Origin of the sequence: Pantoea dispersa, from assembly GCF_014155765.1 — a bacterium.
GTDB classification, from domain to species: Bacteria; Pseudomonadota; Gammaproteobacteria; order Enterobacterales; family Enterobacteriaceae; genus Pantoea; species Pantoea dispersa.
Window position 1 is genome coordinate 80,168 of record NZ_SCKT01000010.1, and the last position, 23,602, is coordinate 103,769.

The 23,602-nt window shown below is 60.0% G+C and carries 24 protein-coding genes; 16 read left to right on the forward strand and 8 right to left on the reverse strand.

Annotation, left to right across the window (positions count from 1 at the left end):
* Positions 1-84 precede the first annotated feature (84 nt).
* The 4 genes from dnaC to H7K56_RS20790 all read right to left on the reverse strand — a co-directional run bounded on the left by dnaC (position 85) and on the right by H7K56_RS20790 (position 2,908).
* Positions 85-825, reverse strand: coding sequence for a replicative helicase loader DnaC (dnaC, locus tag H7K56_RS20775; RefSeq protein ID WP_021506883.1), 741 nt, complete (start codon positions 823-825; stop codon positions 85-87).
* On the reverse strand, positions 825-1,361 hold the full coding sequence (gene dnaT / locus H7K56_RS20780) for a primosomal protein DnaT (RefSeq protein WP_021506884.1): 537 nt from the start codon (positions 1,359-1,361) through the stop codon (positions 825-827). The genes dnaC and dnaT overlap by 1 nt, the downstream gene beginning before the upstream one ends.
* A gap of 101 nt (positions 1,362-1,462) precedes the next feature.
* Positions 1,463-2,140 carry a hypothetical protein gene (locus H7K56_RS20785; RefSeq protein ID WP_150361089.1) on the reverse strand — a complete coding sequence of 226 codons (678 nt, stop codon included), beginning with the start codon at positions 2,138-2,140 and terminating at the stop codon, positions 1,463-1,465.
* A 78-nt stretch (positions 2,141-2,218) separates the two neighbouring features.
* Positions 2,219-2,908, reverse strand: a complete 690-nt coding sequence (locus H7K56_RS20790; protein ID WP_150361088.1) for an autotransporter domain-containing protein — start codon at positions 2,906-2,908, stop codon at positions 2,219-2,221.
* 187 nt (positions 2,909-3,095) lie between these two features.
* Between H7K56_RS20790 and H7K56_RS20795 the strand changes: the two genes are divergently transcribed.
* The 9 genes from H7K56_RS20795 (at position 3,096) to H7K56_RS20835 (ending at position 12,368) form a co-directional block, all read left to right on the forward strand.
* Positions 3,096-3,656 (forward strand): DNA-3-methyladenine glycosylase I, encoded by a 561-nt coding sequence (locus H7K56_RS20795; RefSeq protein WP_058781878.1) that lies wholly within the window; start codon positions 3,096-3,098, stop codon positions 3,654-3,656.
* Between the two features lie 109 nt (positions 3,657-3,765).
* The gene (locus H7K56_RS20800; protein ID WP_021506888.1) at positions 3,766-4,428 is read left to right on the forward strand and encodes an OmpA family lipoprotein; all 663 of its coding nucleotides are present in this window, start codon (positions 3,766-3,768) and stop codon (positions 4,426-4,428) included.
* A gap of 157 nt (positions 4,429-4,585) precedes the next feature.
* Entirely contained in the window at positions 4,586-5,590 is a 1,005-nt protein-coding gene (locus H7K56_RS20805) for a LacI family DNA-binding transcriptional regulator (RefSeq protein WP_104189516.1), read from the forward strand.
* A gap of 58 nt (positions 5,591-5,648) precedes the next feature.
* Positions 5,649-6,674: a LacI family DNA-binding transcriptional regulator gene (locus H7K56_RS20810; RefSeq protein WP_150361087.1), complete on the forward strand. Its 1,026-nt coding sequence runs from the start codon at positions 5,649-5,651 to the stop codon at positions 6,672-6,674.
* Positions 6,675-6,832: 158 nt separating this feature from the next.
* Positions 6,833-7,582: a sugar phosphate isomerase/epimerase family protein gene (locus H7K56_RS20815; RefSeq protein ID WP_150361086.1), complete on the forward strand. Its 750-nt coding sequence runs from the start codon at positions 6,833-6,835 to the stop codon at positions 7,580-7,582.
* 10 nt (positions 7,583-7,592) lie between these two features.
* Positions 7,593-8,540 (forward strand): sugar kinase, encoded by a 948-nt coding sequence (locus H7K56_RS20820; RefSeq protein WP_058758183.1) that lies wholly within the window; start codon positions 7,593-7,595, stop codon positions 8,538-8,540.
* Positions 8,541-8,715: 175 nt separating this feature from the next.
* Positions 8,716-9,999 carry an MFS transporter gene (locus H7K56_RS20825; protein ID WP_021506893.1) on the forward strand — a complete coding sequence of 428 codons (1,284 nt, stop codon included), beginning with the start codon at positions 8,716-8,718 and terminating at the stop codon, positions 9,997-9,999.
* Positions 10,000-10,065: 66 nt separating this feature from the next.
* Positions 10,066-11,040 carry a glyoxylate/hydroxypyruvate reductase GhrB gene (gene ghrB, locus H7K56_RS20830; protein WP_150361085.1) on the forward strand — a complete coding sequence of 325 codons (975 nt, stop codon included), beginning with the start codon at positions 10,066-10,068 and terminating at the stop codon, positions 11,038-11,040.
* Between the two features lie 80 nt (positions 11,041-11,120).
* The gene (locus tag H7K56_RS20835; protein ID WP_150361084.1) at positions 11,121-12,368 is read left to right on the forward strand and encodes a valine--pyruvate transaminase; all 1,248 of its coding nucleotides are present in this window, start codon (positions 11,121-11,123) and stop codon (positions 12,366-12,368) included.
* On the opposite strand, the gene H7K56_RS20840 is transcribed toward H7K56_RS20835, so the two are convergent.
* On the reverse strand, positions 12,365-13,810 hold the full coding sequence (locus H7K56_RS20840) for an aminotransferase-like domain-containing protein (protein ID WP_150361083.1): 1,446 nt from the start codon (positions 13,808-13,810) through the stop codon (positions 12,365-12,367). The two genes, H7K56_RS20835 and H7K56_RS20840, sit on opposite strands and share 4 nt — an antisense overlap.
* A gap of 171 nt (positions 13,811-13,981) precedes the next feature.
* On the opposite strand from H7K56_RS20840, the gene H7K56_RS20845 reads away from it, so the two are divergent.
* From H7K56_RS20845 to H7K56_RS20870, 6 genes are read left to right on the forward strand one after another with little or no spacing between them, the layout of a single operon-like run.
* A complete protein-coding gene (locus tag H7K56_RS20845; protein WP_059010250.1) occupies positions 13,982-15,448 on the forward strand; it encodes a hypothetical protein in 1,467 nt (488 codons plus the stop codon).
* A 17-nt stretch (positions 15,449-15,465) separates the two neighbouring features.
* Entirely contained in the window at positions 15,466-16,743 is a 1,278-nt protein-coding gene (locus tag H7K56_RS20850; RefSeq protein ID WP_058758188.1) for an ATP-grasp domain-containing protein, read from the forward strand.
* Positions 16,731-17,441: a class II glutamine amidotransferase gene (locus H7K56_RS20855; RefSeq protein WP_104094313.1), complete on the forward strand. Its 711-nt coding sequence runs from the start codon at positions 16,731-16,733 to the stop codon at positions 17,439-17,441. The genes H7K56_RS20850 and H7K56_RS20855 overlap by 13 nt, the downstream gene beginning before the upstream one ends.
* 4 nt (positions 17,442-17,445) lie before the next feature.
* Complete coding sequence (locus tag H7K56_RS20860) at positions 17,446-18,246, forward strand: 2OG-Fe(II)-dependent halogenase WelO5 family protein (protein WP_104094314.1); 801 nt, start codon at positions 17,446-17,448, stop codon at positions 18,244-18,246.
* 26 nt (positions 18,247-18,272) lie between these two features.
* Positions 18,273-18,773: a YbaK/EbsC family protein gene (locus tag H7K56_RS20865; protein ID WP_058775617.1), complete on the forward strand. Its 501-nt coding sequence runs from the start codon at positions 18,273-18,275 to the stop codon at positions 18,771-18,773.
* Positions 18,774-18,794: 21 nt separating this feature from the next.
* Complete coding sequence (locus tag H7K56_RS20870) at positions 18,795-19,700, forward strand: EamA family transporter (protein WP_021506902.1); 906 nt, start codon at positions 18,795-18,797, stop codon at positions 19,698-19,700.
* Between the two features lie 58 nt (positions 19,701-19,758).
* Here H7K56_RS20870 and ibpA read toward each other — a convergent pair whose 3' ends face one another.
* Positions 19,759-20,175 carry a small heat shock chaperone IbpA gene (gene ibpA, locus H7K56_RS20875; protein WP_010617843.1) on the reverse strand — a complete coding sequence of 139 codons (417 nt, stop codon included), beginning with the start codon at positions 20,173-20,175 and terminating at the stop codon, positions 19,759-19,761.
* A 285-nt stretch (positions 20,176-20,460) separates the two neighbouring features.
* Between ibpA and H7K56_RS20880 the strand changes: the two genes are divergently transcribed.
* Positions 20,461-20,820 (forward strand): YceK/YidQ family lipoprotein, encoded by a 360-nt coding sequence (locus tag H7K56_RS20880; RefSeq protein WP_040679624.1) that lies wholly within the window; start codon positions 20,461-20,463, stop codon positions 20,818-20,820.
* On the opposite strand, the gene H7K56_RS20885 is transcribed toward H7K56_RS20880, so the two are convergent.
* Together H7K56_RS20885 and H7K56_RS20890 are read right to left on the reverse strand one after the other, a co-directional pair.
* Positions 20,798-22,060, reverse strand: coding sequence for a YidR family protein (locus H7K56_RS20885; protein WP_150361082.1), 1,263 nt, complete (start codon positions 22,058-22,060; stop codon positions 20,798-20,800). The genes H7K56_RS20880 and H7K56_RS20885 overlap by 23 nt on opposite strands.
* A gap of 106 nt (positions 22,061-22,166) precedes the next feature.
* On the reverse strand, positions 22,167-23,459 hold the full coding sequence (locus tag H7K56_RS20890; protein ID WP_058770733.1) for an MFS transporter: 1,293 nt from the start codon (positions 23,457-23,459) through the stop codon (positions 22,167-22,169).
* Between the last annotated feature and the right edge of the window lie 143 nt (positions 23,460-23,602).

A 23,602-nucleotide genomic window follows, 5' to 3' on the forward strand; every position in this document is an offset into this window, starting at 1 on the left:
CAAAGAGTAATAGGTGTAAGTTTAGCAGCCCGCACCGGCGGTTAATCGCCGGTAAAACCGGGTTTTTAGCGCTTCTGCCGCGTATCAGTACTCGTCGCCGCGCACGCGGCTGCGGTAACTTTCCCAGTCAAAACGCACCCACAGGCTATTACCGAGGCGCATGCGATCCATCACCCGTTCGCCAAGCAGCGTATTCATGCCGGCCGGATCGAGGTTGGAGAGCATGCCGGTCGGCCGCTTTGACGACGAACGGCGATCAACAATCTGATTGATGATCACTTTCTCGTAGCGCGATTCGCTCTGCATGCCGATCTCATCGATCACCAGCAGATCGACATGGCTGAGATCCTGCAGCAGCCGCTCTTCGGTCAGGTCGCTGCCGCCGCTGAAGGTGCCTTTCATGCTCGACATCAGATCGGCCACCGTAACAATCAACACGCTTTTACCGCGCAGAATCAGATCGTTACCAATCGCCGCCGCCAGATGGTTTTTGCCGGTGCCGGGACGACCAGAAAACACGAAGCTGGCGATGCTGTTCTCAAAGCCGGCGGCGTATTCACGCGCCAGACTGAGCGCCTTGCGCTGGCCGTCATTTTCGACGCGGTAGTTGTCGAACGAGCAGTTCATGTGCAACTCACGGATGCCGGAGCGGCCCATGATGCGCTGCATCTTCATGGCGCGGTTTTCGCGCACAATCGCTTCTGAGCGCAGCCGGCCCTGCTCCTGATTCCACGCCAGCAGCTCGGCGCCGTTTTTAAACTTTGGCTGCACATCCGCGGGCATAATTTTTTTCAGGCGACTGAAAAGATCGTTCGGCGTTTTCATTACTCACCTCGGAATCCATCGGGAATATCATAATCAGTATTGCTGATCTGGGTGATATCGCGCTTTGGCTGACCGCCGTTGGCGGCGCGGTTCATCTGCACGCTGCGCGCCAGTTTCTGCTGCCACTGTACATGGTGAAACAGCCGGCCTTCCGCCTGCCAGTAGGCGACGAAAGCCGCCAGCTCTGCGGCGGTCACCGGCTCGCTCAGCGCCACGCCCCAGATCGCCGCCTGGCGCTGGAAGTCGCTGTCCGGCTGCCAGCCCGGATACATGGCAAACTTACCCACCGGCACGGCGATCGGCGCGGCGTCGCTGTGAAACAGGCTGTCGTCCAGCGTGACATCATTCGGCTGCTGCGCCGCTGCTTCCAGCGCCAGCAGGTGCGCAAGGCGCTGCGGCGTGATCGCGTAAAACGCCGGAACATTGTTGTGCAGCACCGCCAGCGTGCCGTTATCGGCCTGCTGCAGCGTGGTGAGGGGATCGTGGCAAAAGCCGTCCAGCCCCACCAGCGTTGAAGATAAGATTTTGACTGACATGAAGAAACCTGACGTTGACTTACCCGGTGCACCGGCGACCCGGTGCTAAGCGGTCAGTGTACCTGTTTTAGCACCGGGGATCGCCATAAAACCGCGCGGATTTAGCGCGAGGCGAAGTGCGGTTCAGCCGCCTCAATGCTGACCACGCGACGGCTGGCGTGGGCCGTTGCCAGCGCCGGGCGGGTTTGCCACAGATAGCGCAGCGATGCCACCAGACACAGGCTGTAGCCAAACAGCTCGCTGCCCTCTTCCGCCATGTTTTTCACCACGCGGTTATAGCCATCCAGCATCAGTTGCTGCCACAGCTCATGCATGCCAAACAGCCGCGAGAACACCAGCACCGCCAGCAGCCCGGCGGCCATCATTTGCCAGCTGCGATGCTGCAGCAGTGCCGCCAGGCCCGGCAGGATTTGCCGCGGCTGACGCAGCGCCATCGCCAGCGAGGCCGCGGTCGTTGCCAGCGCAAACCACAGCCATGCGCCGTGCTGCACCACGTCGAACAGAAAATCCATTTCACGAATCAGCATGCAGCTGAAGAAGCCACCGACCAGAATCAGCGCGCTGCGCTGCTGCGGTCGCTGCCAGGCGGCGAAGAAGAACAGTGCGGCAATGACCGCCAGCATCAGCTCCTGTGTCGCTTCGGTGAAAGAGGTTTCGTGCAGTGCATCGTTCATCCAGTTGACGTCGATGTAGACCATCGCCATACAGAAGACCAGCACCAATCCACTGATGATAAAGGCCGCCAGTTCACGGCTAATAAGAATAATGTTTTCGCGCATTGTGATACCAAATCAGAAAATAATTAGCGCGCTTATTATATTTCCGCTGGCTGGCACCACTTCTCATTTCATGCCGCTTCAGAAGCTGGCGCTGACGCCGAGGTTGTAAATGAACTGTTCGCCGCTGCTGACCGCGCCGGTCTGGGCGAAGGAGGCGAACGCCGCCATGTTCTGGCCGAGCGGCAGACGGGCACCGACGCTGACATCCATCCAGTTCGTTTCCCGATTCATCTCTTCCGGCCGATCGCGCGGCACGGCCGTGCCGTCGAAGCTGAGCTGATGGCTGTAACTCACCTGCGCCCACGGCGATATCCAGCCAAAACTGGAATCCACGCGCCAGCCCAGTGAAGCGATGTGTTCGGCGTTGTTACGTTCGACCGGCGCGCAGGCGGCGCAGCTCAGGGTGGAATCATCGACGGCAAACTGCGCCACCGGACCGGTGCGCAGGCGGTCATTCATCGGCAGGTTCCAGCCTGCCGAGTAGCGGTTCACCAGCGGCGAGCTGCCGACGCTGGCCGTTTCGCTGTGCAGCGCCATGCCGCCGCCGGGCGGATTGAGCGCGGCATCAAGCAGATCGCTGTCGCGGTTTTCTGTCAACATCAGATGATTACTGGAAATTTTTTCGGCAAGTATCGCATTGTAATCCGGCGCGCTGCTCTCGCTGGCCTGATCCCAGGCGTGCGCCGGCAGGGCCGCCACCAGTAGCCACCCACCGCTAAAGGCCAGCGCAAGGAGACGCAGGCCGGTCCGCTGACTGTTCTGCCACATGAAAGACTCCTGACGAGCCGGAAGGGATCGGGTTGGCCTTAAAATTGATGATGATCCTGAAGCGTTCACCCGGTTGCAGCGCGAACGTCCATGACGTTATTATCGGCACCCATTGATTAACTATTAATCGATTCTTTCAAACGTCAAGCGACTGACCGCTTTTTCCTCATGCTTAGGGAGTGATGCAATGCAGCGATGTGGCTGGGTAACACAGGATGCGCTTTATCTGGCGTACCACGACACGGAATGGGGCGTGCCGCAGACCGATAAGCGCGCCTTATTTGAGATGCTGTGTCTGGAGGGGCAACAGGCTGGTCTGTCATGGATCACCGTGCTGAAAAAGCGCGAGAACTACCGCCAGGCGTTTCATGATTTTGATCCGCAGGCGGTGGCGCTGATGGATGAGGCCGATCTGCTGCGCCTGCTGCAGAACAGCGGTTTGATCCGCCATCGCGGCAAGCTGGAAGCCATCATCAATAATGCCAAAGCGCTGCTGGCGCTGGAGGCCACCGGCGAAGACTTTTCCCGCTTTATCTGGTCATTTGTCGATAACCAGCCGATTTTGCACCGTTATGCGGATTATAAACTGGCGCCCACCACCTCCGAACCGGCCATTGCGCTGTCTAAAGCGCTTAAGAAGCGTGGTTTTAAATTCGTCGGGCCTACAACCTGCCACTCTTTTTTACAGGCCTGTGGGCTGATTAACGATCATCAAACCAGCTGTTTCTGCCATCCCGATAATCTTTAAGGCAAAAGTTTACAAATTAAGACTGCGCCTCACGAATTTCCCCATCATTGAACGGCATAATAGTGCCGTTTTGGGGCGTTTTCCCCGTTTCCGTATGAGGGACTTTTTCATGAAAAAGCGTGTACTGGCGCTGGCCTTGTTAATGAGCGGCAGCGTGGCGCTGTCGGGTTGTACCACCAATCCTTATACCGGCGAATCGCAGGCCGGGAAATCGGGCATCGGCGCGGGTCTGGGCGCGGTGCTGGGCGCTGGCGTGGGCGTGCTCTCTTCGTCGAAGAAAGATCGCGGTAAAGGTGCGCTGATTGGCGCAGCGTCCGGTGCGGCACTGGGCGGCGGCGTCGGCTATTACATGGATGTGCAGGAAGCCAAACTGCGCGACAAGATGCGCGGCACCGGCGTCAGCGTAACGCGTCAGGGCGATAACATCGTACTGAACATGCCGAACAACGTGACTTTTGACTCAAGCAGCGCCAACCTGAAACCGGCCGGCGCAAATACGCTGACCGGCGTGGCGATGGTGCTGAAAGAGTATCCGAAAACCGCCGTCAACGTGGTCGGCTTTACCGACAGCACCGGCACGCGCGCGCTGAACATGCGCCTTTCGCAGCAGCGAGCAGAAAGCGTTGCCAGCGCGCTGATCGTGCAGGGCGTGGCGCAGAACCGCCTGCGCACCCAGGGCATGGGCCCGGATAACCCGGTCGCCAGCAACAGCACCGAAGCCGGTAAAGCACAAAACCGTCGCGTCGAAATTACCCTGAGTCCGCTGGGCTAAGGCACAGGCCGGTCTGCCGCTGCAGGCCGGCTTTTGACGCGTTTTTACGCGCTTATTGACGCGCAAAGCAGCAGATAACGCGTAAACGTCGCCGGACGATAGAGCCAGCGATGACTTTATGCTAGCGTGATCAAAATTTGATCAGTGGAAAGCCATCATGTCACTCAAAGCTATCGCCTCCGCCCTTGGCCTCTCTGTGACCACCGTGAGCCGCGCGCTGAATGGGTTTGATGATGTCGCCGCTGCTACCCGCAAACGCATCGAAGAGGAAGCCGACCGGCGCGGTTATCGCCCGAATGCCGCCGCGCGCCGCCTTAAGACCGGCCGTGCCAATGCGGTCGGGCTGGTGTTTCCGGTCAGCAATGCCTCACTCAACGACAGCTACTACAGTGAAATGCTGCTGACGCTCGATCAGCGTCTCGCCCTGCACGAGATCGATCTGCTGTTGCTCCCCGACAAACCGCAGGATCAGCAGCGCAATTTGCTGCGCATGCTGCGCAGCGGCGTGCTGGACGCGCTGATAGTCACCCATACCACGCCGCAGGATGTGCGATTGCAGCGCCTGCAGCAGAAGGGTTTTCGCTTTCTTACGCTGGGGCGCAGTCAGCTGCCGCAGCCTTACGCCTGGTTTGATTATGATAACCATGCCGGAACGCTACTGGCGGCGCAGCACTGCCAGCAGCAGGGCTATACGCGCATCGCTTATCTCGGTGGTAACGAGCCCAGCACCTACATTCTTGACCGCCGGCAGGGGTTTATCGACGCGCTGCCCGCCACGCCCTGCGCGCAGCAGGCTGGCTGGATGGCCGCGCTGCCGCCCTCGCGCCGCGCGGGCTATCAGCAAACCCGTGCCTGGCTGGCGCACGTTATCCAGCCTGACGCCATCATCACCGACTGCAGCCCGCTCGGCGAAGGCGCAGCGATTGCCCTGCAGCAGGCCGGGCGTCTGAGCGGCGCGCAGGCAATTCCCCTGTACGTGTACGATGGTTTGCCGCATGACTCGATTATCACGCAACCGGTCAACGCGATTCTGCAATCATCACAGCAGCGGATTGGCGAACGCGTCGCCGAAATGGTGCTGCAGCTGCTGGAGGGCGCGCCGCCCGCGCAGTTACAGACGCTGTGGCAGCCAATGCTGCGCCTCACTTCTGACGCACAGTGATTGCGCGGGTGCCGCGCTGTGATAGTCTTCGCCTGATGCAATTAATCAGGTGTATGTGATGAAAACCAGGCCGCCACGAGCCACAATCAGTGACGTTGCCCGCACGGCAAAAACCGGTAAAACCAGCGTTTCCCGCTATCTGAATGGCGAAGTTCATCTGCTTTCGCCGGATCTGAAAGCCCGTGTCGAACAGGCGATTGCCGACCTCAACTACCGCCCCAGCCAGATGGCGCGCGGACTCAAACGCGGCCGCACCCGGCTGATAGGCCTGATCATTGCCGATATCACTAATCCCTACTCAGTGGATGTGCTGAGCGGCATTGAAGCCGCCTGCCGCGCGCGCGGCTTCACGCTGCTGATGTGTAACACCAACAACGAAGTTGACCTCGAACAGCACTACCTGCAGCTGCTCAGCAGCTATCAGGTGGAAGGCATTGTGGTGAATGCAGTCGGGATGCACGAAGAGGTGCTCAACCGTCTGCAGCAGTCAATGCTGCCAATGGTGCTGATTGACCGCAAAATTCCCGACTTCGCCTGCGACGTGGTCGGGCTCAACAACCCGGAGGCCGCCCGCATCGCCACCCGGCATCTGCTGGATAACGGCTACGAAGCGCTGCTGTTTCTCAGTGAACCGCTCGGCAGCGTCAATACCCGCCGCGAACGTCTCGCCGCCTTCTTTGATACCATCAGCGGCGCGCCACAGGTGGTGGCAGAGAATGCCGAAGTGGTGTTGCATCAGCCGGCGCAGCTGGAACAGGTGCTGCAGGCGTTTCATCAGCGCCATCCGGGCAAACGCTGCGCGGTGATGGCCGCCAACGGTGCGCTGACGCTACAGGTGGCGCGGGCGTTACAGCGCCTGACGCTGCGCTGGGGCGAGAGCATTGGCCTGCTGGGCTTTGACGAACTGGAGTGGGCGGCGCTGGCTGGCGTCGGTATCACCACGCTGAAGCAGCCCACCTGGCAGATCGGCTATGCCGCGCTGGAGCAGGTGATCGCGCGTATCGAAGGCAGCGAACAGCCGATTCGCGAGCAGGTTTTCTCCGGTGAACTGATTGTGCGCGGCTCCAGCCAGCCGCTGCGCTAATCCCGCTTTTCACGGCTCACTTCGTGAGCAGGATCATAATTCCGCACTCTGCTACTTTCCTTTGGAACCGGTTCCATTAAGCTTTTTACAGCACATTAACGTGCTGTCCGGCGCAAAACGGTGCGGCGGGCAGTACAGCGAGACAGGCTGGAGGAGAGATGTCGAAAGCGGAAATTATTGTGGTCACGGCTGCCTACGGCGCGCACAAGGTGGCAGAACTGGGCGGCCAGGCAGCGCTGCTGCCGCTGATTAAAGCAGCCGGTGCCGATGGCGTCGAGATCCGCCGCGAGCTGTTCAGCGACGACGAATTGTGCCAGCTGCATACGCTCGGCGACGCGCTGCGTCAGCATCAGCTCAGCGTCAGCTATTCAGTGCCGGAAGCGCTGTGGCAGGCGGACGGTGCGCTCAATCCACGTCTGGCGCAGTTCCTGCAGGAAGCTGAGCTGCTGGGCGCTCAGCGCCTCAAGCTGGCATTGGGTCACTATGTCTCGCTGGCCGATCGCCAGCTAGTCGAGGTGCTGGCCGGCTCGCGCGTCACGCTGGTCATCGAAAACGATCAGACGCCGGACAGTAAGTTGACGCCGATGCTGCACTTCTTCCATCACGCCTGCGATGCCGCGCTGCCGCTGGATATGACCTTCGACATGGGCAACTGGCGCTGGACCGGCGAAGACGCCCTGCAGGCAGCGGCGCAGCTCAGTCGCTACGTGAGCTACATTCATGTTAAGGCGGCGGTGCCGCACGGTGACAGCTTCCGCGCCATTGCGCTGGATGACGCCGACGACAGCTGGCGCACGCTGCTGCAGGCGCTGCCGGCCGATGCACCGCGCGGTATTGAGTTCCCATTAGCCGGCGCAGATTTACTGGCGGTGACCCGCCACTACGTCGATCTGCTGCGCGCGGTGTAAGGAGTTGAGCATGACACACACCTCTCAGCTGGATGTCGTCACCATTGGTGAGGCGATGGCGATGTTTATTGCCGGGCAAACCGGCGATCTCGCCGCAGCCGATCAGTTCACGAAGCGCATTGCCGGTGCCGAGCTTAACGTGGCGATTGGTCTGGCGCGCCTCGGTTTGCAGGTTGGCTGGGTCAGCCGCGTCGGCGACGACAGCTTTGGCCGTTTTACCCTGCAGCAGCTGGCGAAAGAGCACGTTGACCACCGCTGCGTGACCATTGATAACCGCTATCGCACCGGTTTTCAGCTCAAAGCGCGCGTGGACGACGGCTCCGATCCGGAAGTGGAGTATTTCCGTAAAGGCTCCGCCGCCAGCCACCTGTCACCGGATGATTTCGACGAAAGCTATTTCGGCAGCGCGCGCCATCTGCATCTGAGCGGCGTGGCCGCCGCGCTTTCCGATAGCTCGCTGGCGCTGGCTAAACATGCGGCGAAAGAGATGCGCGCCCGCGGCAAAACTATCTCCTTTGATCCTAATCTGCGTCCGGTGCTGTGGCGCAGTGAAGAAGAGATGCGTAAGCAGCTGAATTTGCTGGCAGAATACGCCGACTGGGTGCTGCCAGGTGAAAAAGAGGGGCTGATTCTGACCGGCTACCGTCAGCCTGAAGCGATCGCGGATTTCTACCTCGATAAAGGCGTGCGGGCGGTGGTGATCAAAACCGGCAGCGACGGCGCCTGGTATAAAACCGCCGCGGGCGAACAGGGCCAGATTGCGCCGATCCACGTGGAGAATGTGGTGGATACCGTCGGCGCGGGCGATGGCTTTGCGGTCGGGCTGATCAGCGCACTGCTGGAAGGGAAATCGCTGCCGCAGGCAATTCTGCGTGGTAACAAAATTGGTTCGCTGGCGATTCAGGTTGCCGGCGACAGCGAAGGTCTGCCGACGCGCGCAGCGCTCGGCGATTATTAAACAAACGCACGGACCCGTAGCGGCGCAATTTATTGCGCACATGCAGGACGCAACGTCAACAACGCGCGATGAATCGCGCCGCTACGATGCCGTGCCAATACGCTAAAACTGTCTCTACACCCTAATTTCGAGACGCATCCACAGAATGCGCCCGCCTCAACCAGAGGAGTCACCCATGAAATCGCAGACAATCGCGCCAAAACGCTGGTGGTATATCATGCCCATCGTGTTTATTACCTACAGTCTGGCGTATCTGGACCGGGCGAACTTTAGTTTCGCCTCTGCCGCAGGGATAAATGAGGATCTCGGTATCACCAAAGGCATGTCATCGCTGCTCGGTGCCCTGTTCTTCCTTGGCTACTTCTTCTTTCAGATCCCCGGCGCGGTCTATGCCGAACGCCGTAGCGTAAAAAAACTGATTTTCTGGTGTCTGATTCTGTGGGGCGGCTGTGCCTCGCTGACCGGTATCGTCAGCAATATTCCGATGCTGGCCGCCATCCGCTTTGTCCTCGGCGTGGTGGAAGCGGCAGTGATGCCGGCGATGCTGATCTACATCAGCAACTGGTTTACCAAATCCGAGCGCTCACGCGCGAATACCTTCCTGATCCTCGGCAACCCGGTGACGGTGCTGTGGATGTCGGTGGTGTCCGGCTACCTGATTAACTCCTTTGGCTGGCGCGAGATGTTCATCATCGAGGGCTTCCCGGCGGTGATCTGGGCGATTGCCTGGTGGTTTATGGTGCAGGATAAACCGGCCCAGGCCAAATGGATGAGCGACGAAGAGAAAGCGGCGCTGCAGGCGCAGCTGCAGAAGGAGCAGGAGAACATTAAAGCGGTGCGCAACTACAGCGAAGCCTTCCGCAACCGCAACGTTATCCTGCTGTGCCTGCAATATTTTGCCTGGAGCATCGGCGTGTACGGTTTCGTGCTGTGGCTGCCGTCGATTCTGCGTAACGGCACGCAGATGGGCATGGTCGAAGCGGGCTGGCTGTCGGCGGTACCCTATCTGGTGGCGACCATCGCCATGCTGGTGGTGTCGTGGGCGTCAGACAAGACGCAAAACCGTAAGCTGTTTGTCTGGCCGCTGCTGCTGATTGGCGCACTGGCGTTCCTCGGCTCGTGGATGGTGGGTTCCAGTAACTTCTGGCTGTCGTATGCGCTGCTGGTGATTGCCGGCGGGGCCATGTACGCCCCGTATGGCCCGTTCTTCGCCATCATTCCGGAGATGCTGCCGCGCAATGTTTCCGGCGGTGCCATGGCGCTGATTAACAGTATGGGCGCACTGGGTTCCTTCATCGGTTCATGGATCGTAGGCTATCTTAATGGGGCGACCGGCAGTCCTGCCGCCTCCTATGTCTTTATGGGTGCTGCGCTACTGGCGTCGGTGTGGCTGACGCTGATTGTCAAACCGGCGGCCAACAAAACGCCGCCGCCAATTCACGGGGCGAAGCACGCCTGAAAGCGTAAGCGATGACTTTTCCGGGCGACTCAGGTCGCCCGTCACACGTTCTACAGGGAGCAAATAATGAAACCTGCTGTGATTCTGTATAAGAGCCTGCCCGATGACCTGCGTGCCAAGCTGGACCAGCACTTCAGCGTCACGGAAGTGAAAGATGTCTCGCCGGAGACGGTGAAACAGCATGCGGCGCAGTTCGCCGCAGCGCAGGGTCTGCTGGGCTCCGGCGGCAAAGTGAATGATGAGCTGCTGGCCAGCATGCCGGCACTGCGTGCCTGTTCTACCGTCTCCGTCGGCTATGACAACTTTGACGTTGATGCGCTCAACCAGCGCAACGTTCTGCTGATGCACACGCCCACGGTACTGACCGAAACCGTGGCCGATACCATGATGGCGCTGGTGCTGAGCACCGCGCGTCGCGTCACCGAGCTGGATAAGTGGGTCAAAGCCGGTGAGTGGAAAAAGAGTATCGACGCTGAGCACTTCGGTGTCGACGTACACCATAAGACGCTGGGCATTCTCGGCATGGGCCGCATTGGTCTGGCACTGGCGCAGCGCGCGCACTTTGGCTTCGGCATGAACATTCTGTACAACGCCCGCCGCCAGCATGAAGAGGCAGAAACCCGCTTTGGCGCGCGCGCCTGCGATCTGGAAACGCTGCTGAAAGAGAGCGATTTTGTCTGCATCAGCCTGCCGCTGACCGAGCAGACGCACCATATGATCGGTGCGGAACAGCTGAAACTGATGAAGCCGAGCGCGATTCTGATCAACGCCGGACGCGGTCCGGTGGTCGATGAGCAGGCGCTGACCGCCGCACTGAAAGACGGCACTATTCACGCCGCCGGACTGGATGTGTTTGAAGTCGAGCCGGTGCCGGCCGATGCGGAAATCCTCACGCTGCCGAACGTGGTCGCGCTGCCGCACATCGGCTCCGCCACGCATGAAACGCGCTACGGCATGGCGCGCGATGCGGTCGACAACCTGATCGCCGCGCTGAGCGGTAAAGTGGAGAAAAACTGCGTTAACCCGCAGGTCCAGGCTTGATCGCACGGCTTTAGCCATTGCGCCTGCCGGTTGCGGGCGCTATGGTGGTCTTCCCCCTGATAACAATGTTTTTACCTCCTATGGCTTTTTCTCAGTTCGGCGACAAATTTACGCAACATTCCGGCATCTCTCGTCTGATGGAAGATATGGGCGAAGGGCTGCGCACGCCTGGCACGATCATGCTGGGCGGCGGTAATCCGGCGCAGATTCCGGCCATCAATGATTATTTCAGTCAGCTGCTGCTGCAGATGCATCAGGACGGCAAGCTGAACGAAGCGCTGTGCAACTACGACGGCCCGCGCGGCAAAGCGCTGCTGCTGGAGGCGCTGGCCACGCTGCTGCGCGAGGAGCTCGGCTGGCCGGTAACGCCACAAAATATCGCGCTCACCAACGGCAGCCAGAGCGCGTTCTTTTACCTGTTTAATCTGTTCGCCGGCCGCCGCGCCGACGGCAGCAAAAAGCGCGTGCTGTTCCCGCTGGCGCCGGAATATCTCGGCTATGCCGATGCCGGGCTGGAGGAGGATCTGTTCATCTCCGCCAAACCCAATATTGAACTGCTGCCGGAAGGCCAGTTCAAATACCACGTCGACTTCGACCATCTGCCGCTGAATGATGAGACTGGCCTGATTTGCGTGTCGCGTCCGACCAATCCAACCGGCAACGTCATCACCGATGACGAACTGCTGCAGCTGGATGCGCTGGCACAGCAGCACGGCGTCCCGCTGCTGATCGATAACGCCTACGGCGTGCCGTTCCCCGGCATCATCTTCAGTGAGGCTCGTCCGCTGTGGAACCCCAACACCATTCTGTGCATGAGCCTGTCGAAGCTGGGCCTGCCGGGCGCACGTTGCGGGATTATCGTTGCCGATGAGAGCACGATCGGCGCGATTGGCAACATGAACGGTATTATCAGCCTGGCGCCAGGCAGCATCGGTCCGGCAATCGCCACCGAGATAATTGTGCGCGGCGATCTGCTGCGCCTGTCGCAGGAGGTGATTAAGCCGTTCTATCAGGCCAAGGTTAGCGAAACTATCGCGATTATTCGCCGCTATATCAGCGAAGATCGCTGCCTGATCCACAAACCGGAAGGCGCCATCTTCCTGTGGCTGTGGTTCCGCGACCTGCCGATCAGCACCGAAGCGCTGTATCAGCGTCTGAAAGCGCGCGGCGTACTGATGGTGCCGGGCCACTTCTTCTTCCCGGGACTGGAACAGGCCTGGCCGCACACGCATCAGTGCATGCGCATGAATTACGTACCGGACAGCGACAAGATTGAGCGTGCGGTACAGATTCTGGCGGAAGAGCTGGAAAACGCCTGGAACGCTTAATCGGCGCTTAGCGACAGCTGGCACCACTGGGCCAGCTGCTGAATCGCCTGTTCGACTTCGGCATTCCAGCCAAAACCGGCGTTGAGCCGGAAGCAGTGATCGTAGCGGTGATCGGTGGCGAAGATGTGCCCAGGCGCGATGCCGATGCCCGCGTTGCGCGCCTTGAGAAACAGCGCGCGCACGTTCAGCGCCTGTTGCGGCATCTCCACCCACAGCACGTAACCGCCCTCCGGCTCCGACACACGCGTGCCCGCCGGGAAGTAGCGCAGCACCGCCTGGCGCATATGGTGGATCTGATTTTTCAGCTCGCGCCGCAGCTTGCGCAGGTGCGCATCGTAACCGCCGCTGCGCAGCAGTTCGGCAATCGCCGCCTGCGACAGCACCGACGTGCCCATGCTGGTGGTGTACTTCAGCGAGGCGATTTTGCGCATGTACTTGGTGCTGTGCACCCAGCCAATACGGATGCCGGGCGCCACGGTTTTTGAAAAGCCGCTGCACAGGATGGCATTCGGGCTGAAGGCGCGCATCGGAAACGGCCGGCGCTCGCCGAAAGCCGTATCGCCAAAGATATCGTCCTCAATGATCACCACATCATTCTCATCGGCCTGGCGCGCGATATACGCCTTATGCTCGTTGGGAATGCTTTTGCCCAGCGGATTATTGATGTTGTTGATAGTGAGATAGGCCTGCACCGCTTTACGCCGGAACAGCCCGGTGAGTTTCGCGACGTTAACGTAACCCTCCGCCCCGGCTTCCACTTCAATGACGCGCAGGTTGAGGTTGTGCAGCATCTGTAGCAGCACGAAGTAGCACGGCGACTCCACCGCCACGATATCGCCTGGCCGCGTGGTGGCGCGCAGCGCCAGCGAAATCGCCTCAATGCAGCCGTTAGTGACCAGGATGTCATCAGCGCTGATATTGCAGCCATAATCCACCGCGCGCCGGGCAATTTCCGCCTTGAGCGGCGCATAGCCGGTGCCTTTCACCGTATTACCGAGCAGCGCCGGTTTGCTGTAACCCATCTGCCGCATCAGCAGACCAATTTTTTTCACCGGATAGAGCGAGATGTCGCCGTTGGCCAGATCGAGCCGCACGCGGCAGTCCGATCCCAGCATCGCCAGGTGCAGTTCGGTTTGCTCATCCAGCGGTGCCACTTCGCGCGGCTGCTCGCTGAATACCGCCGGCACTTTTTTCTCTGTGGGACGCGGTGCGACAAAAAAGCCAGACTTCGGCCGCGCCACTGCGTAGTGCTCATCCTCCAGCGTGCGTAATGTTTTCAGCGCAGTGGTCATGCTGACGCGATACTGCGTCGCCAGCGTGCGCACCGACGGCAAACGGCTGTCGGGCGGCAGCGATCCGCTATGAATGGCCTGTTTTATCTGCTCAGCGATCTGACGGTAACGACTGCTCTGACTCTCCTGTTCCTGCGTTTCACCCGCCATCTGTTCCACCCCATATCGTGCTGATCTGTGCGTATTCATCAGATTACATTCAAAGTACTTTAGGCTGCATCTGTTAATTCAGCTTCACGCAGCACCTTCGTGGCCCGTTTTCCAGCCCGTTGTCGCCCGCACGGCAGCGGCGATTTTATTAGCCAAAGGATGAAGTGAAAAATGAATAATCTGTCCGCGATGATGAGTGAAATTGAAGAATACCTGACGCCCGCGATTCTCGATTCAGCCCAGCACTGTGCTCAGCGACTGCTCGCCGCCCTGCCCGATCCCGACCATCCCGAACGTAACCGCGTACTGCTGGCCTATGGCGGCGGCAAAGACAGCAGCTATATGGTGGCCTACGTACGTTACATTCAGGGATTAATCTGGCAACAGCGCAACAGCACGTTTCAGCTGCGCATCAGCACTAACCGCCATGCCGCCATGAACGACAGCGTGATGGAAAACATCGACCGCGTCTATCGTGCGCTGCGTATCCATGACGACGCGTTCACCGAGTGCCTGGTGACCGACGGGCTGCAGATTCGTCCCTTCGATCGCCATTTGCCGATGCCGCAGAGCGTGCGTCAGCAGAACCGCGACGATGTGCTGATGAATGGTCACCGCTTCCGTGCCGACGCGCGCTCCACCTTCTGCAACGCCTGCAACCTGAGTATGGTGAATTCGTTTGGCCTGGCGGCGCATTACGATGGCGGCGTCGATGTGATCATCACCGGCGATTCGCCGCAGGAACAGACCGCTTACCTTGCGTGGGCGCGCCACTTGTCAAAACTGTTTGATGCGCCAATGGCCGATAAATCGCGCGGCTTCAGCGGCTTTCTGCACACGCTGGACGGCGTGGCGGCGCGCTACTTCGCCGACATTTACGGCGCTGACCAGGTCACGCCGGCACATCGCATTACCTGGCAGCTGGCGCGCGACCCGCTGTTCTTCAACATCTATCAGGACACCGCTTATGAGGCTGGCGCGCACTGGGCGCTGCTGACCGAATTCATGCATTTCCGCTTCGATGAGCTGATGTTCAGCTTCTCCGAGTCGGACTGCGGCAACCCGACGTTAATGGCACATATTCGCGGTCTGCGTGCGGAGACGCTGTTGCAGCGCAGCTACGCCGAAGGCATTCGCGAATATGTGCGCTTTGCGCTCGGCCTGATGGTGCAGAAGGACTTTCCGCCGCAGCTGATCGATGAGATGGCCGCGCGCTATCAGGACGATGCCGCGATTGCCCGCGCACGCCAGCGCGCCGCGCAGTTCGCACTCGACGCTTTCGGCCTCAGTGAAACCCAGCTGGTATGCATGATCTATTCACCGTTTATCGCCGCCGGCCAGCAGCTGAAAGCCTGGCTGCTGCAGCTGCCGGCCGCGCCGGAGGAAGCCGCGGTGCGCGCCTTGCTGAGCGGAGAGAGCGAGGATGTGGCGCTGGCGCAGCAGCTCACGCAGCTGTCTGGCCTCAGCGTGGCGCAGATGCGGCACTGCTGGCGCAGCGCGGCGGTGAGTTCGCTGCTGGACGGCGCACGCGGCGATGCGCTGTCGCGCGTGTTGCGTTTCGACCCGCACAAAGCGGTGATTCAGGTTAACAACGGTGCGTTACAGGACATCGTTACTGAAGTGATTTCCGGGCGTTAACCCGGTAAGGCGATGCGATGAGAAAGATTTTTCTGCAGATTGGCGCCACGCGCGACGGGCAAAATCCCTACTGCGCGGTGGCAAAACGCGAAGGCTATTTTACCGTACTGGCCGAAATGGGGGATTTTGTCGACTATCAATCGCTCAGCATCGCCCTGCCGTTCGATCTGATTGTGCGTCTCGATCGCCCGGAAAACCCGTGGGATGTCCTCAATGCCTGTCTGCACGCCGGTCTGCTGGAGCATCCACAGGTGGTGCTGGCCGGTTTTGAGGCTTACAACGCCAGCGCTGGCCGGGTGCGTGAACTGCTGGCCGGCCCGGATGCCGGTCCGGGTTTTATCCCGCCGGATAAATATGCTCAGCGCATGGCGCTGCGCAAAGCCTGGCCGCGTTTTCCACAGCCGGAGTTTCGCTTTTTTGCCTCACCGCTCAGCATTGGCGATGCGCGGGATGCGCTGCTCTACCCCTGCGTGATCAAACCGGTCGACGGCGGCGGCGGGCTGGGCATCTGGCTGGTGGAAGAGGCCAGCCAGCTGGATGCGGTGATTGCCCGGCTGCTCGACACCATGAACTATGGCGGACGCGGCTTTACCGGCTTTATCGTCGAAAGCTGGCTGGCCGGCGACGAATATTCGCTGCAGGGCGTGGTGGAGAATGGACACGCGGTAGCGCTGACCTGCTGCCAGAAGGTGATTGAGCAGCATACCGAGGCCGACGGCTGTATCAGCTTTTACGAATCCGGCCATGTGGCGATGGCGGCGCAGCAGCTGCCCGCCGCCTTCACCAGCCTGATGAGCTTCTGCTGTGAAACCTTCGGCTATCGGCGCGGCGCTTTCCACATTGATTTCATTATGGTGAACGGCGAACCGCACTTTCTCGAAATGGGCTTTCGCCTGTCCGGCATGGGCGTGGTGAACCTGGTGGAAGAGGTCACCGGCATCAACTGGGCCGAGGTGGCCTTTCAGGTTGAAGCCGGACGCGGCCTGCCTGAACTGCACTTCGCTTCACCGTCACAGGCCGTCGGCCGGCTGCGGTTGCGCCAGCGGCTGCAGTATGACGCCGCCGAGCGCTGGATTGCCGACCACCAGCGCGGCCAGCTGTTACCGCCGCTCAACTTACCGGCGCTGGAGGTCTCGCCGCGCTCATCGCTGTACGCCGATCTGACGCGCCACGCCGGGATTCTCGCCACGCTGCGTCTGCCTGCCGCCAGTCGCGACGAAATTCTGGCGGTGTTTCACGCCCTTCTTGCTGTTCCCGCTTTGACCTCACGGAGAGATTTACTATGTGCAGAATGATTCTGGCACACGGCCAGTTTGACGCCGCTGCGGTACTGGACGCCGCACGCGCCATGAGCTGCGGTGAAACCGCCGCGCATGATGGCCCGATTAAACAACATCCCAACGGCTGGGGCTGTCTGTGGCTGGAGCACGGTCAGATCCGTACGCTGCATGGCACCGGCACCTTTGCCGAAGCACTGCCAGGCATTGACGTCACGCGCATGCAGCACAGCCGCTTTCTGGCGGTGCACGTGCGTCACGCCACGCTCAGCAAAAACCAGGGCATTGCGTTCTCCCATCCGCTGCGGCGCACCAGCGGCACCACCCAGTGGTACATGATGCACAACGGCTTTTTGCCGACCGTCTATGCGCAGCTGGGCATGGCGCAGTCGCGCTTTGATTCCGCTGAATATCTGGAATATATCGTCGACCGCGTCACGCCCGCCGATTTCACCCGCGACTATCTGCGCGAAAAAATGGCCCGGGTGGCGCCAGGTGGCAGCGCGGCGAACGCCATTTTCGTCACCCGCGAGAAGGCCTGGGCGTGGCAATGGCATCCTGATGACACGCCTTACCCCGACTATTTCACCCTGCATCGTTGTCAGCAGAACAACAGCACCTTTATCTCCTCTGAACCTATTTCAACACTGGGCACGGCGTCAGCATGGCACCGTATGAGCAACCATGAACTTCATGAAATTCCTTTTGGAGAGTGAACCCATGGCCATTTTCAATCAGATTCGCGTCATTAACCCCAATATGTTCGTCGAAAGCACCTGGCTGGATGACATCGTCACCGCGCGCGTGCCGCTGCTGGTGCTGCGCAATTTCCTCACGCCAGAGGTGCGCAACGCGGTGGTGGCTGATCTGCAGCAGTGCCGCGAGCAGGTACGGGTTTCTCACTATCCAAATGGCGCGCTGACCACGCTCGGCCCGTATCTGGCGAAGCATACCGCCGCGCCGGAAAACTATTTCACCGAACTGCGCGACATCCAGCCGGCGCTGCCGGCCTCGCTGCACGACCTGCGCGCGCAGATTTACCACTGGGTGCAGCATGCGCTGCGCCTTGAGAGTCTGCAAACCGCCACCGAACCGGCACTGGGTGATTACGCCGGCTCGATTGTGCGTTTCCACGCTGACGGCGTCGCGAATCCGCTGCATAACGACAACATCGTGCGCGATGCCGCTGGCAGCGGTCTGGCGGTGACGCACATTCTGCATCAGCTGAGCTGCGTCGTGTGCCTGCAGGAGTGCAACGCCGGCGGCGCGCTGCGCATCTTCAATAAGAAATGGCAGCCGGAAGACGAGCGCTTTAAAACGCCCGGCGAGCTGGGCTACCAGAGCGGCGTCATCGCCGGCAGCGAGACCTGCGAGTTCGCGCCGCGCAGTGGCGATATCTATCTGTTTAATCCCGCGTTTTATCATGAAATCGATCGCGTTGAGGGCGACACGCGCATCACCATGGGCTTTTTCTTTGGCCTGACCGACAAAAAAATGAAGCACGCCATTGCCTGGAGTTAATCCCGGCCTTAGACGAGGAAGACAGTATGACAACCTATGACAAAGTGATTGCGCTGCTGGATGCGCAGCAGGCCCGCTACCGCGTGGTGGAGCATGAGGCCATCGGCCAGACCGAGGTGATCAGCGCTATCCGCGGAAACGATCTCCAGCAGGCGGCCAAAGCGATGGTGCTGGAAGTCACTATGCCGGACGGCGCCGCGCCGCGCTATCTGCTGGCGATCGTACCCGGCGACTGCAAAATCAACTTCAAACACGCCGCACGTGCCATTGGCGGTAAGAAGTCGACGTTTGCCACCCCTGAGCAGGCACAAGCGCTGACGCAGTGCGTGATGGGCGCGGTGCCGCCGTTTAGTTTTGATGACCGACTGGCGCTGCGCGTGGATGCGCGGCTGCGTGATGTCGGGACGCTGTGGTTTAACGCCGGCGCGCTGGACCGCTCGGTAGCTTTGGATGTGGATGATTATTTTCGACTGATCGGCGACGACTGCGGTGCAGAGATCGCCACACCGGTGACGGCAACCGCCTGATTGCCGCGCTGAGGAATGCGTATGTCCGTGAAAGATATGTTGTTAGCCCTGTGCGTCGTGGTGGCGTGGGGCGTAAATTTTGTGGTGATTAAGCTGGGTTTGCAGGGCATGCCGCCCTTTTTGCTGGCGGGACTGCGTTTTACGCTGGTGGCGTTTCCGGCGATCTTTTTCGTGCGTCGTCCGGCAATTCCGCTGCGCTGGCTGGTGGTGTATGGCATGACCATCAGCTTTGGTCAGTTCGCGTTTCTGTTCCTCGCCATAAAGCTTGGCATGCCAGCCGGGCTGGCTTCGCTGGTGCTGCAGGCGCAGGCATTTTTCACCCTGCTGCTCGGCGCACTGCTGCTGGCCGAGAAGCTGCGCTGGAACCACATCGCCGGCATTCTGGTCGCCACGCTCGGCATGTTTATGCTGGCAACCGCCGGTATGGAGGGCCAGACAACCGCGGGCATCACGCTGACCACCATGATGCTGACGCTGGCGGCGGCGCTGTCGTGGGGGCTGGGCAATATCACTAACAAGATTATCCTGCGCAACCGCAAGGTGCCGGTGATGTCGCTGGTGGTGTGGAGCGCGCTGGTGCCGATTGCACCGTTCTTTGCCTGTTCGTGGTGGTTCGAGGGCGAATCCGCCATTGTCACCAGCCTGCTGGATATTTCGCTGCAGACGGTGCTGGCGCTGCTCTATCTGGCGTTTTTCGCCACCATCATTGGCTACGCCATCTGGGGCAATCTGCTCAGCCGCTACGAAACCTGGCGCGTGGCGCCGCTGTCGCTGCTGGTGCCGGTGGTCGGCATTCTCAGCGCCGCGCTGATCCTCGGTGAAACTCTGTCGGCACAGGAGATTCTCGGCGCGTCGGTGATCATTCTCGGGCTACTGGTGAATGTGTTCGGCGGTATGGTGAGCCAGCGCCTGCTGGTACGTACCTGATGATGCAGCCATAAAAAAACGCCGCGTTGCAGCGGCGTTTTTCTTTACTTCGTTAGCCTTATTTCAGGATTTCAATCCGGCGTGGTTTCGCCTCTTCCGGGACGATGCGTTCCAGATCGATACTCAGCAGGCCCAGTTCGAGACGCGCATCGCGCACCACGATGTGATCGGCCAGCTGGAATTTGCGTTCGAAGTTACGTTCTGCGATGCCCTGGTACAGGTATTTACGTTCCTGCTGCTCTTCAGGGTGGGCGCCGCGCACCACCAGCATGTTGTCATGGGCGGTGATATCCAGTTCGCTCTGCGCAAAGCCGGCGACGGCAATGGTGATGCGATAGTGGTTTTCGTCTACCAGCTCGACATTGTACGGAGGGTAGCCGCCGTTAGCCTGGTTTTGATTGGACTCAAGCAGGTTAAACAGACGGTCGAAACCAATAGCAGAACGATAAAGCGGAGAGAGATCAAAGTTACGCATAATAAGACTCCTGATAATCAGCAAGTTTTGGCAACCTTCCACCATGGACAGGTTGTCCGGCCCGTCGGTGTCCCTGTCGGCGACCGCGTCGTGACCGTAGCTTAAAGATGGGTGCGCTCAGGTCGCTTTCAAGGGGCAATGCGCTTTTTTTTGCAGCAATTCTGACGATATGGCATACACTCAGGGGACGCCTCGCCTGACGGGAAGGACATAACCACAGAGTTATGCGGATGTCAGGTGACACACTCCAGCCAGGGCCATGCCATGACTGTAGGGATGATGATGATGAAAATGATGAAACGCTTTCCGCTCACCGGCCTGCTGGTCTGCTGCGCCTGTGCCACATCAGGCTGCTCCAGTGTGATGTCGCATACCGGTGCCAGTCAGGGTTACTACCCCGGCACGCGCGCCAGCGCAGAGATGCTGACCGATGACAATACCAGCTGGGCGATTAAACCGCTGGCGCTGATCGATCTGCCCTTCTCGGCGGTGATGGATACGCTGCTGCTGCCGTGGGATTACTTCCGCGCCGACGACGATAAAACCAAAGATTCGCCGCGCGAACGCGTGCTGCAGAGCGAGAAGATGGCTGGCACCCAGGCCAGCCTGGCCACTGCGGCGGCTATGCCGGCGGAATCGCACTGACGCAGAACAGCTGTCGCCAGCCGTCAACCTCGCGCATGTAGGCGATCTGCTTCCCGTCCGGCGACCACACCACCGCGTCGCCGCCCGGCGGTTGCGCGCTGCGCGCGGTAAGGCGCGTACACTGTCCGCTGGCTATCTCACAACGCATCACGCTGTTATCACAGATAAAGGCGATGGCCGCGCCGTCCGGCTGCCAGCTGAAAGCAGACTGAATGCTGCTGCGCAGTGAGGTGATCTGACGCGCCGCGCCACCGTTGGGTGAGACTGTCCACAGCTGCACAATGCCCTGCTCGTCAGCCTGCAAAAAGGCGATCGCGCTGCCATCCGGCGCAGCACGCAACCAGTGGCGCGGCTGCAGCGCCAGCCCTTTACCGTACGTGATCCGCCGCTGCTGCACGCCAGCCGGCGGTGCCGGCAGCTGCTCTGCCGTGCCCTGCAGCGGAGCATTGCCGGCTCTGGCATAGTCCGCCAGCGCCTCAGGCAGATCGACCACAAACACTTCCGGCACTTTTTCACCACTGGCATTGCGCGTATCGCCGATAAAGGCGATGGCCCAGCGCTGCCAGCTGCCGTCCGCTTTCTGATAGCCGCGCGCGCCAATCCAGCACTCTTCATAGGCGCGGTCAATCTGATCGCTGCCCGGTTGTGGATCGCGCCGGGTGTGGCTTACCAGCACGCAGTAGTGGCTGCCGTCATATTCGCGCGGATGCTGTTTTGGCGGGCACACCGGATGCAGCGGCACCGCCACGCCGACGTTGCGCAGGTCGTCACGCACATCGCGCTCATTCATCACATGATCGTTATAGGTAAAGCTCAGCCGCGAGCCATCCGGACTGAACACATGCACGTGCGAGCCACCACGCAGTGCACCCGGCGTATAGGGCGCGGTGATATCGCAGGCGTCGAGGTTCTCTGCGATGCCCTGCTGAACAATCACGCCGCGCCGGTGATGAAAGTTATAATGCCAGTGCGCATCGGGATGCTCCGGCCCATGAATACAGACATAGCGCGGCGGCAGATCCGGACTCACGGTCACCACGCCGACGTGCGCACCATCGCGCGCCTGATACAACACCTCGACCGCGCCGCTGTGCACGTTGACGCGCTCAATGGTCAGGCTGGTAAACGAGGCGCCGGACGGGCGCACATCAAATGCCAGCCACTGGCTGTCGGCGGTCCAGACGTTGATATTGGTCAGCTGATGATGGCGCTGAGTAAAGGTGAGCTGTTTTTCTGACATGGGGCAACCTCAGATGTAACCGTTGCCGGACAAATTACGTGATGCCGTTCAGTTAAGCAAAAGCTGAGCAGCTAATGCGGGTGCGCAGGCATGCGCACCCGGAAGCTTAGCCCACGCGCTGCACATCCCCCACCAGCAGGATGTAAGAGAGCGCGCCAATCAGCGCAACGGCGGAGATGTACACCAGCGCGGGCGCAAAGCCGTAATCCTGCGCCAGATACCCCACCACCAGCGGTACCGTGATGCCACCGAGGCCGCCGATAAAGTTAAACATGCCGCCGGTCAGGCCGATCAGGCGTACCGGCGCCAGCGACGAGACCAGCGACCAGGTGATGGACGCGAACCCGTTGCCGAAAAAGGCCAGCGCCATCAGCACCATAATCCACAGCGGATCGTTGGTGTAGTTTGCGCCCATAATGCAGGTGGAGATCAGCAGGCCGCAGATGATCGGCGTCTTGCGGGCAAAACCGAGCGAGCGACCACTGCGCACCAGACGATCGGCCACCATCCCGGAGAGGATCACGCCAACAAAGGCGGCGAGAAACGGCACGGTAGTCATAAAGCCGGCCGTCAGCGCGGCAATATGTTTCTCCTGCGTCAGGTAGTTGGGGAACCAGGTAAGGAAAAACCACAGCGTTGAGGTCACCGCGAACTGGCCGAGATACACGCCGCACAGCTTGCGATGAAACACCAGTTTCCAGTCGGCCGCGGTGAGTTTAACGCGTGCTTTTTTCTCGCCGGGCGCATCGCCGTCGACCATCGCGCCACCGGCACGAATGTAATCCAGCTCGGCCTGATTGATGCCTTTGCTCTGGCTCGGCGCCTGATAAACCTTCATCCACACCAGCGACCAGACAATGCCAATCCCGCCGGTGATGATAAACACCCAGTGCCAGCTCAGCAGTTCCTGAATCCAGATCAGCAGCGGCGTGAGAAACGCCAGGCCGACAAACTGACCGGAGGTGTAAAAACCGACGGCCGAAGCGCGCTCCTGTTCCGGGAACCAGCTGGTGACCAGGCGATTATTGGTCGGGAAAGCCGGCGCTTCAAAAATACCGGTAATGGCGCGCAGACCTATCAGCGATAATAAGCCGCTGGCGAATCCCTGCAATAATGTCGCCACCGACCAGCCGAGAATAGCGATAAAATAGGTCAGGCGTGAACCTACGCGATCGAGAAACCAGCCGCCGGGAATCTGGCACAGGGTATATAACCAGGCAAAAGCAGAAAACACATACCCCATTTCTGCTTTGCTGATGCCAAATTCCTGCTGAATATGCGCCGAGGCCACGGCTAAATTAGCGCGATCGACATAACAAATCACCACCGTAATAAAAATCATCAGCAGCGTAATATAACGGCGACGCGTAGGTTTCGCCTGAACAGCAGAGAGATCCATGGTGTTTCTCCGTCAGAAGTCAGCTGGCGGACGTGCCGAAACACGCCGCAGCCAACGCAGGGTAAGGTTATCGAAGATAAAAGCCGCAGCAGCGGTAAACTGGCAGCGCGGTGAAAACAGGTTGAGCGCTGCCCTGTGCCTTA

Excerpts from the sequence above, each read along its gene's own strand:
- dnaC (WP_021506883.1), bottom strand. The coding sequence starts at position 825 with ATGAAAACGCCGAACGATCTTTTCAGTCGCCTGAAAAAAATTATGCCC.
- dnaT (WP_021506884.1), bottom strand. The coding sequence starts at position 1,361 with ATGTCAGTCAAAATCTTATCTTCAACGCTGGTGGGGCTGGACGGCTTT.
- H7K56_RS20785 (WP_150361089.1), bottom strand. The coding sequence starts at position 2,140 with ATGCGCGAAAACATTATTCTTATTAGCCGTGAACTGGCGGCCTTTATC.
- H7K56_RS20790 (WP_150361088.1), bottom strand. The coding sequence starts at position 2,908 with ATGTGGCAGAACAGTCAGCGGACCGGCCTGCGTCTCCTTGCGCTGGCC.
- H7K56_RS20795 (WP_058781878.1), top strand. The coding sequence starts at position 3,096 with ATGCAGCGATGTGGCTGGGTAACACAGGATGCGCTTTATCTGGCGTAC.
- H7K56_RS20800 (WP_021506888.1), top strand. The coding sequence starts at position 3,766 with ATGAAAAAGCGTGTACTGGCGCTGGCCTTGTTAATGAGCGGCAGCGTG.
- H7K56_RS20805 (WP_104189516.1), top strand. The coding sequence starts at position 4,586 with ATGTCACTCAAAGCTATCGCCTCCGCCCTTGGCCTCTCTGTGACCACC.
- H7K56_RS20810 (WP_150361087.1), top strand. The coding sequence starts at position 5,649 with ATGAAAACCAGGCCGCCACGAGCCACAATCAGTGACGTTGCCCGCACG.
- H7K56_RS20815 (WP_150361086.1), top strand. The coding sequence starts at position 6,833 with ATGTCGAAAGCGGAAATTATTGTGGTCACGGCTGCCTACGGCGCGCAC.
- H7K56_RS20820 (WP_058758183.1), top strand. The coding sequence starts at position 7,593 with ATGACACACACCTCTCAGCTGGATGTCGTCACCATTGGTGAGGCGATG.
- H7K56_RS20825 (WP_021506893.1), top strand. The coding sequence starts at position 8,716 with ATGAAATCGCAGACAATCGCGCCAAAACGCTGGTGGTATATCATGCCC.
- ghrB (WP_150361085.1), top strand. The coding sequence starts at position 10,066 with ATGAAACCTGCTGTGATTCTGTATAAGAGCCTGCCCGATGACCTGCGT.
- H7K56_RS20835 (WP_150361084.1), top strand. The coding sequence starts at position 11,121 with ATGGCTTTTTCTCAGTTCGGCGACAAATTTACGCAACATTCCGGCATC.
- H7K56_RS20840 (WP_150361083.1), bottom strand. The coding sequence starts at position 13,810 with ATGGCGGGTGAAACGCAGGAACAGGAGAGTCAGAGCAGTCGTTACCGT.
- H7K56_RS20845 (WP_059010250.1), top strand. The coding sequence starts at position 13,982 with ATGAATAATCTGTCCGCGATGATGAGTGAAATTGAAGAATACCTGACG.
- H7K56_RS20850 (WP_058758188.1), top strand. The coding sequence starts at position 15,466 with ATGAGAAAGATTTTTCTGCAGATTGGCGCCACGCGCGACGGGCAAAAT.
- H7K56_RS20855 (WP_104094313.1), top strand. The coding sequence starts at position 16,731 with ATGTGCAGAATGATTCTGGCACACGGCCAGTTTGACGCCGCTGCGGTA.
- H7K56_RS20860 (WP_104094314.1), top strand. The coding sequence starts at position 17,446 with ATGGCCATTTTCAATCAGATTCGCGTCATTAACCCCAATATGTTCGTC.
- H7K56_RS20865 (WP_058775617.1), top strand. The coding sequence starts at position 18,273 with ATGACAACCTATGACAAAGTGATTGCGCTGCTGGATGCGCAGCAGGCC.
- H7K56_RS20870 (WP_021506902.1), top strand. The coding sequence starts at position 18,795 with ATGTCCGTGAAAGATATGTTGTTAGCCCTGTGCGTCGTGGTGGCGTGG.
- ibpA (WP_010617843.1), bottom strand. The coding sequence starts at position 20,175 with ATGCGTAACTTTGATCTCTCTCCGCTTTATCGTTCTGCTATTGGTTTC.
- H7K56_RS20880 (WP_040679624.1), top strand. The coding sequence starts at position 20,461 with ATGAAAATGATGAAACGCTTTCCGCTCACCGGCCTGCTGGTCTGCTGC.
- H7K56_RS20885 (WP_150361082.1), bottom strand. The coding sequence starts at position 22,060 with ATGTCAGAAAAACAGCTCACCTTTACTCAGCGCCATCATCAGCTGACC.
- H7K56_RS20890 (WP_058770733.1), bottom strand. The coding sequence starts at position 23,459 with ATGGATCTCTCTGCTGTTCAGGCGAAACCTACGCGTCGCCGTTATATT.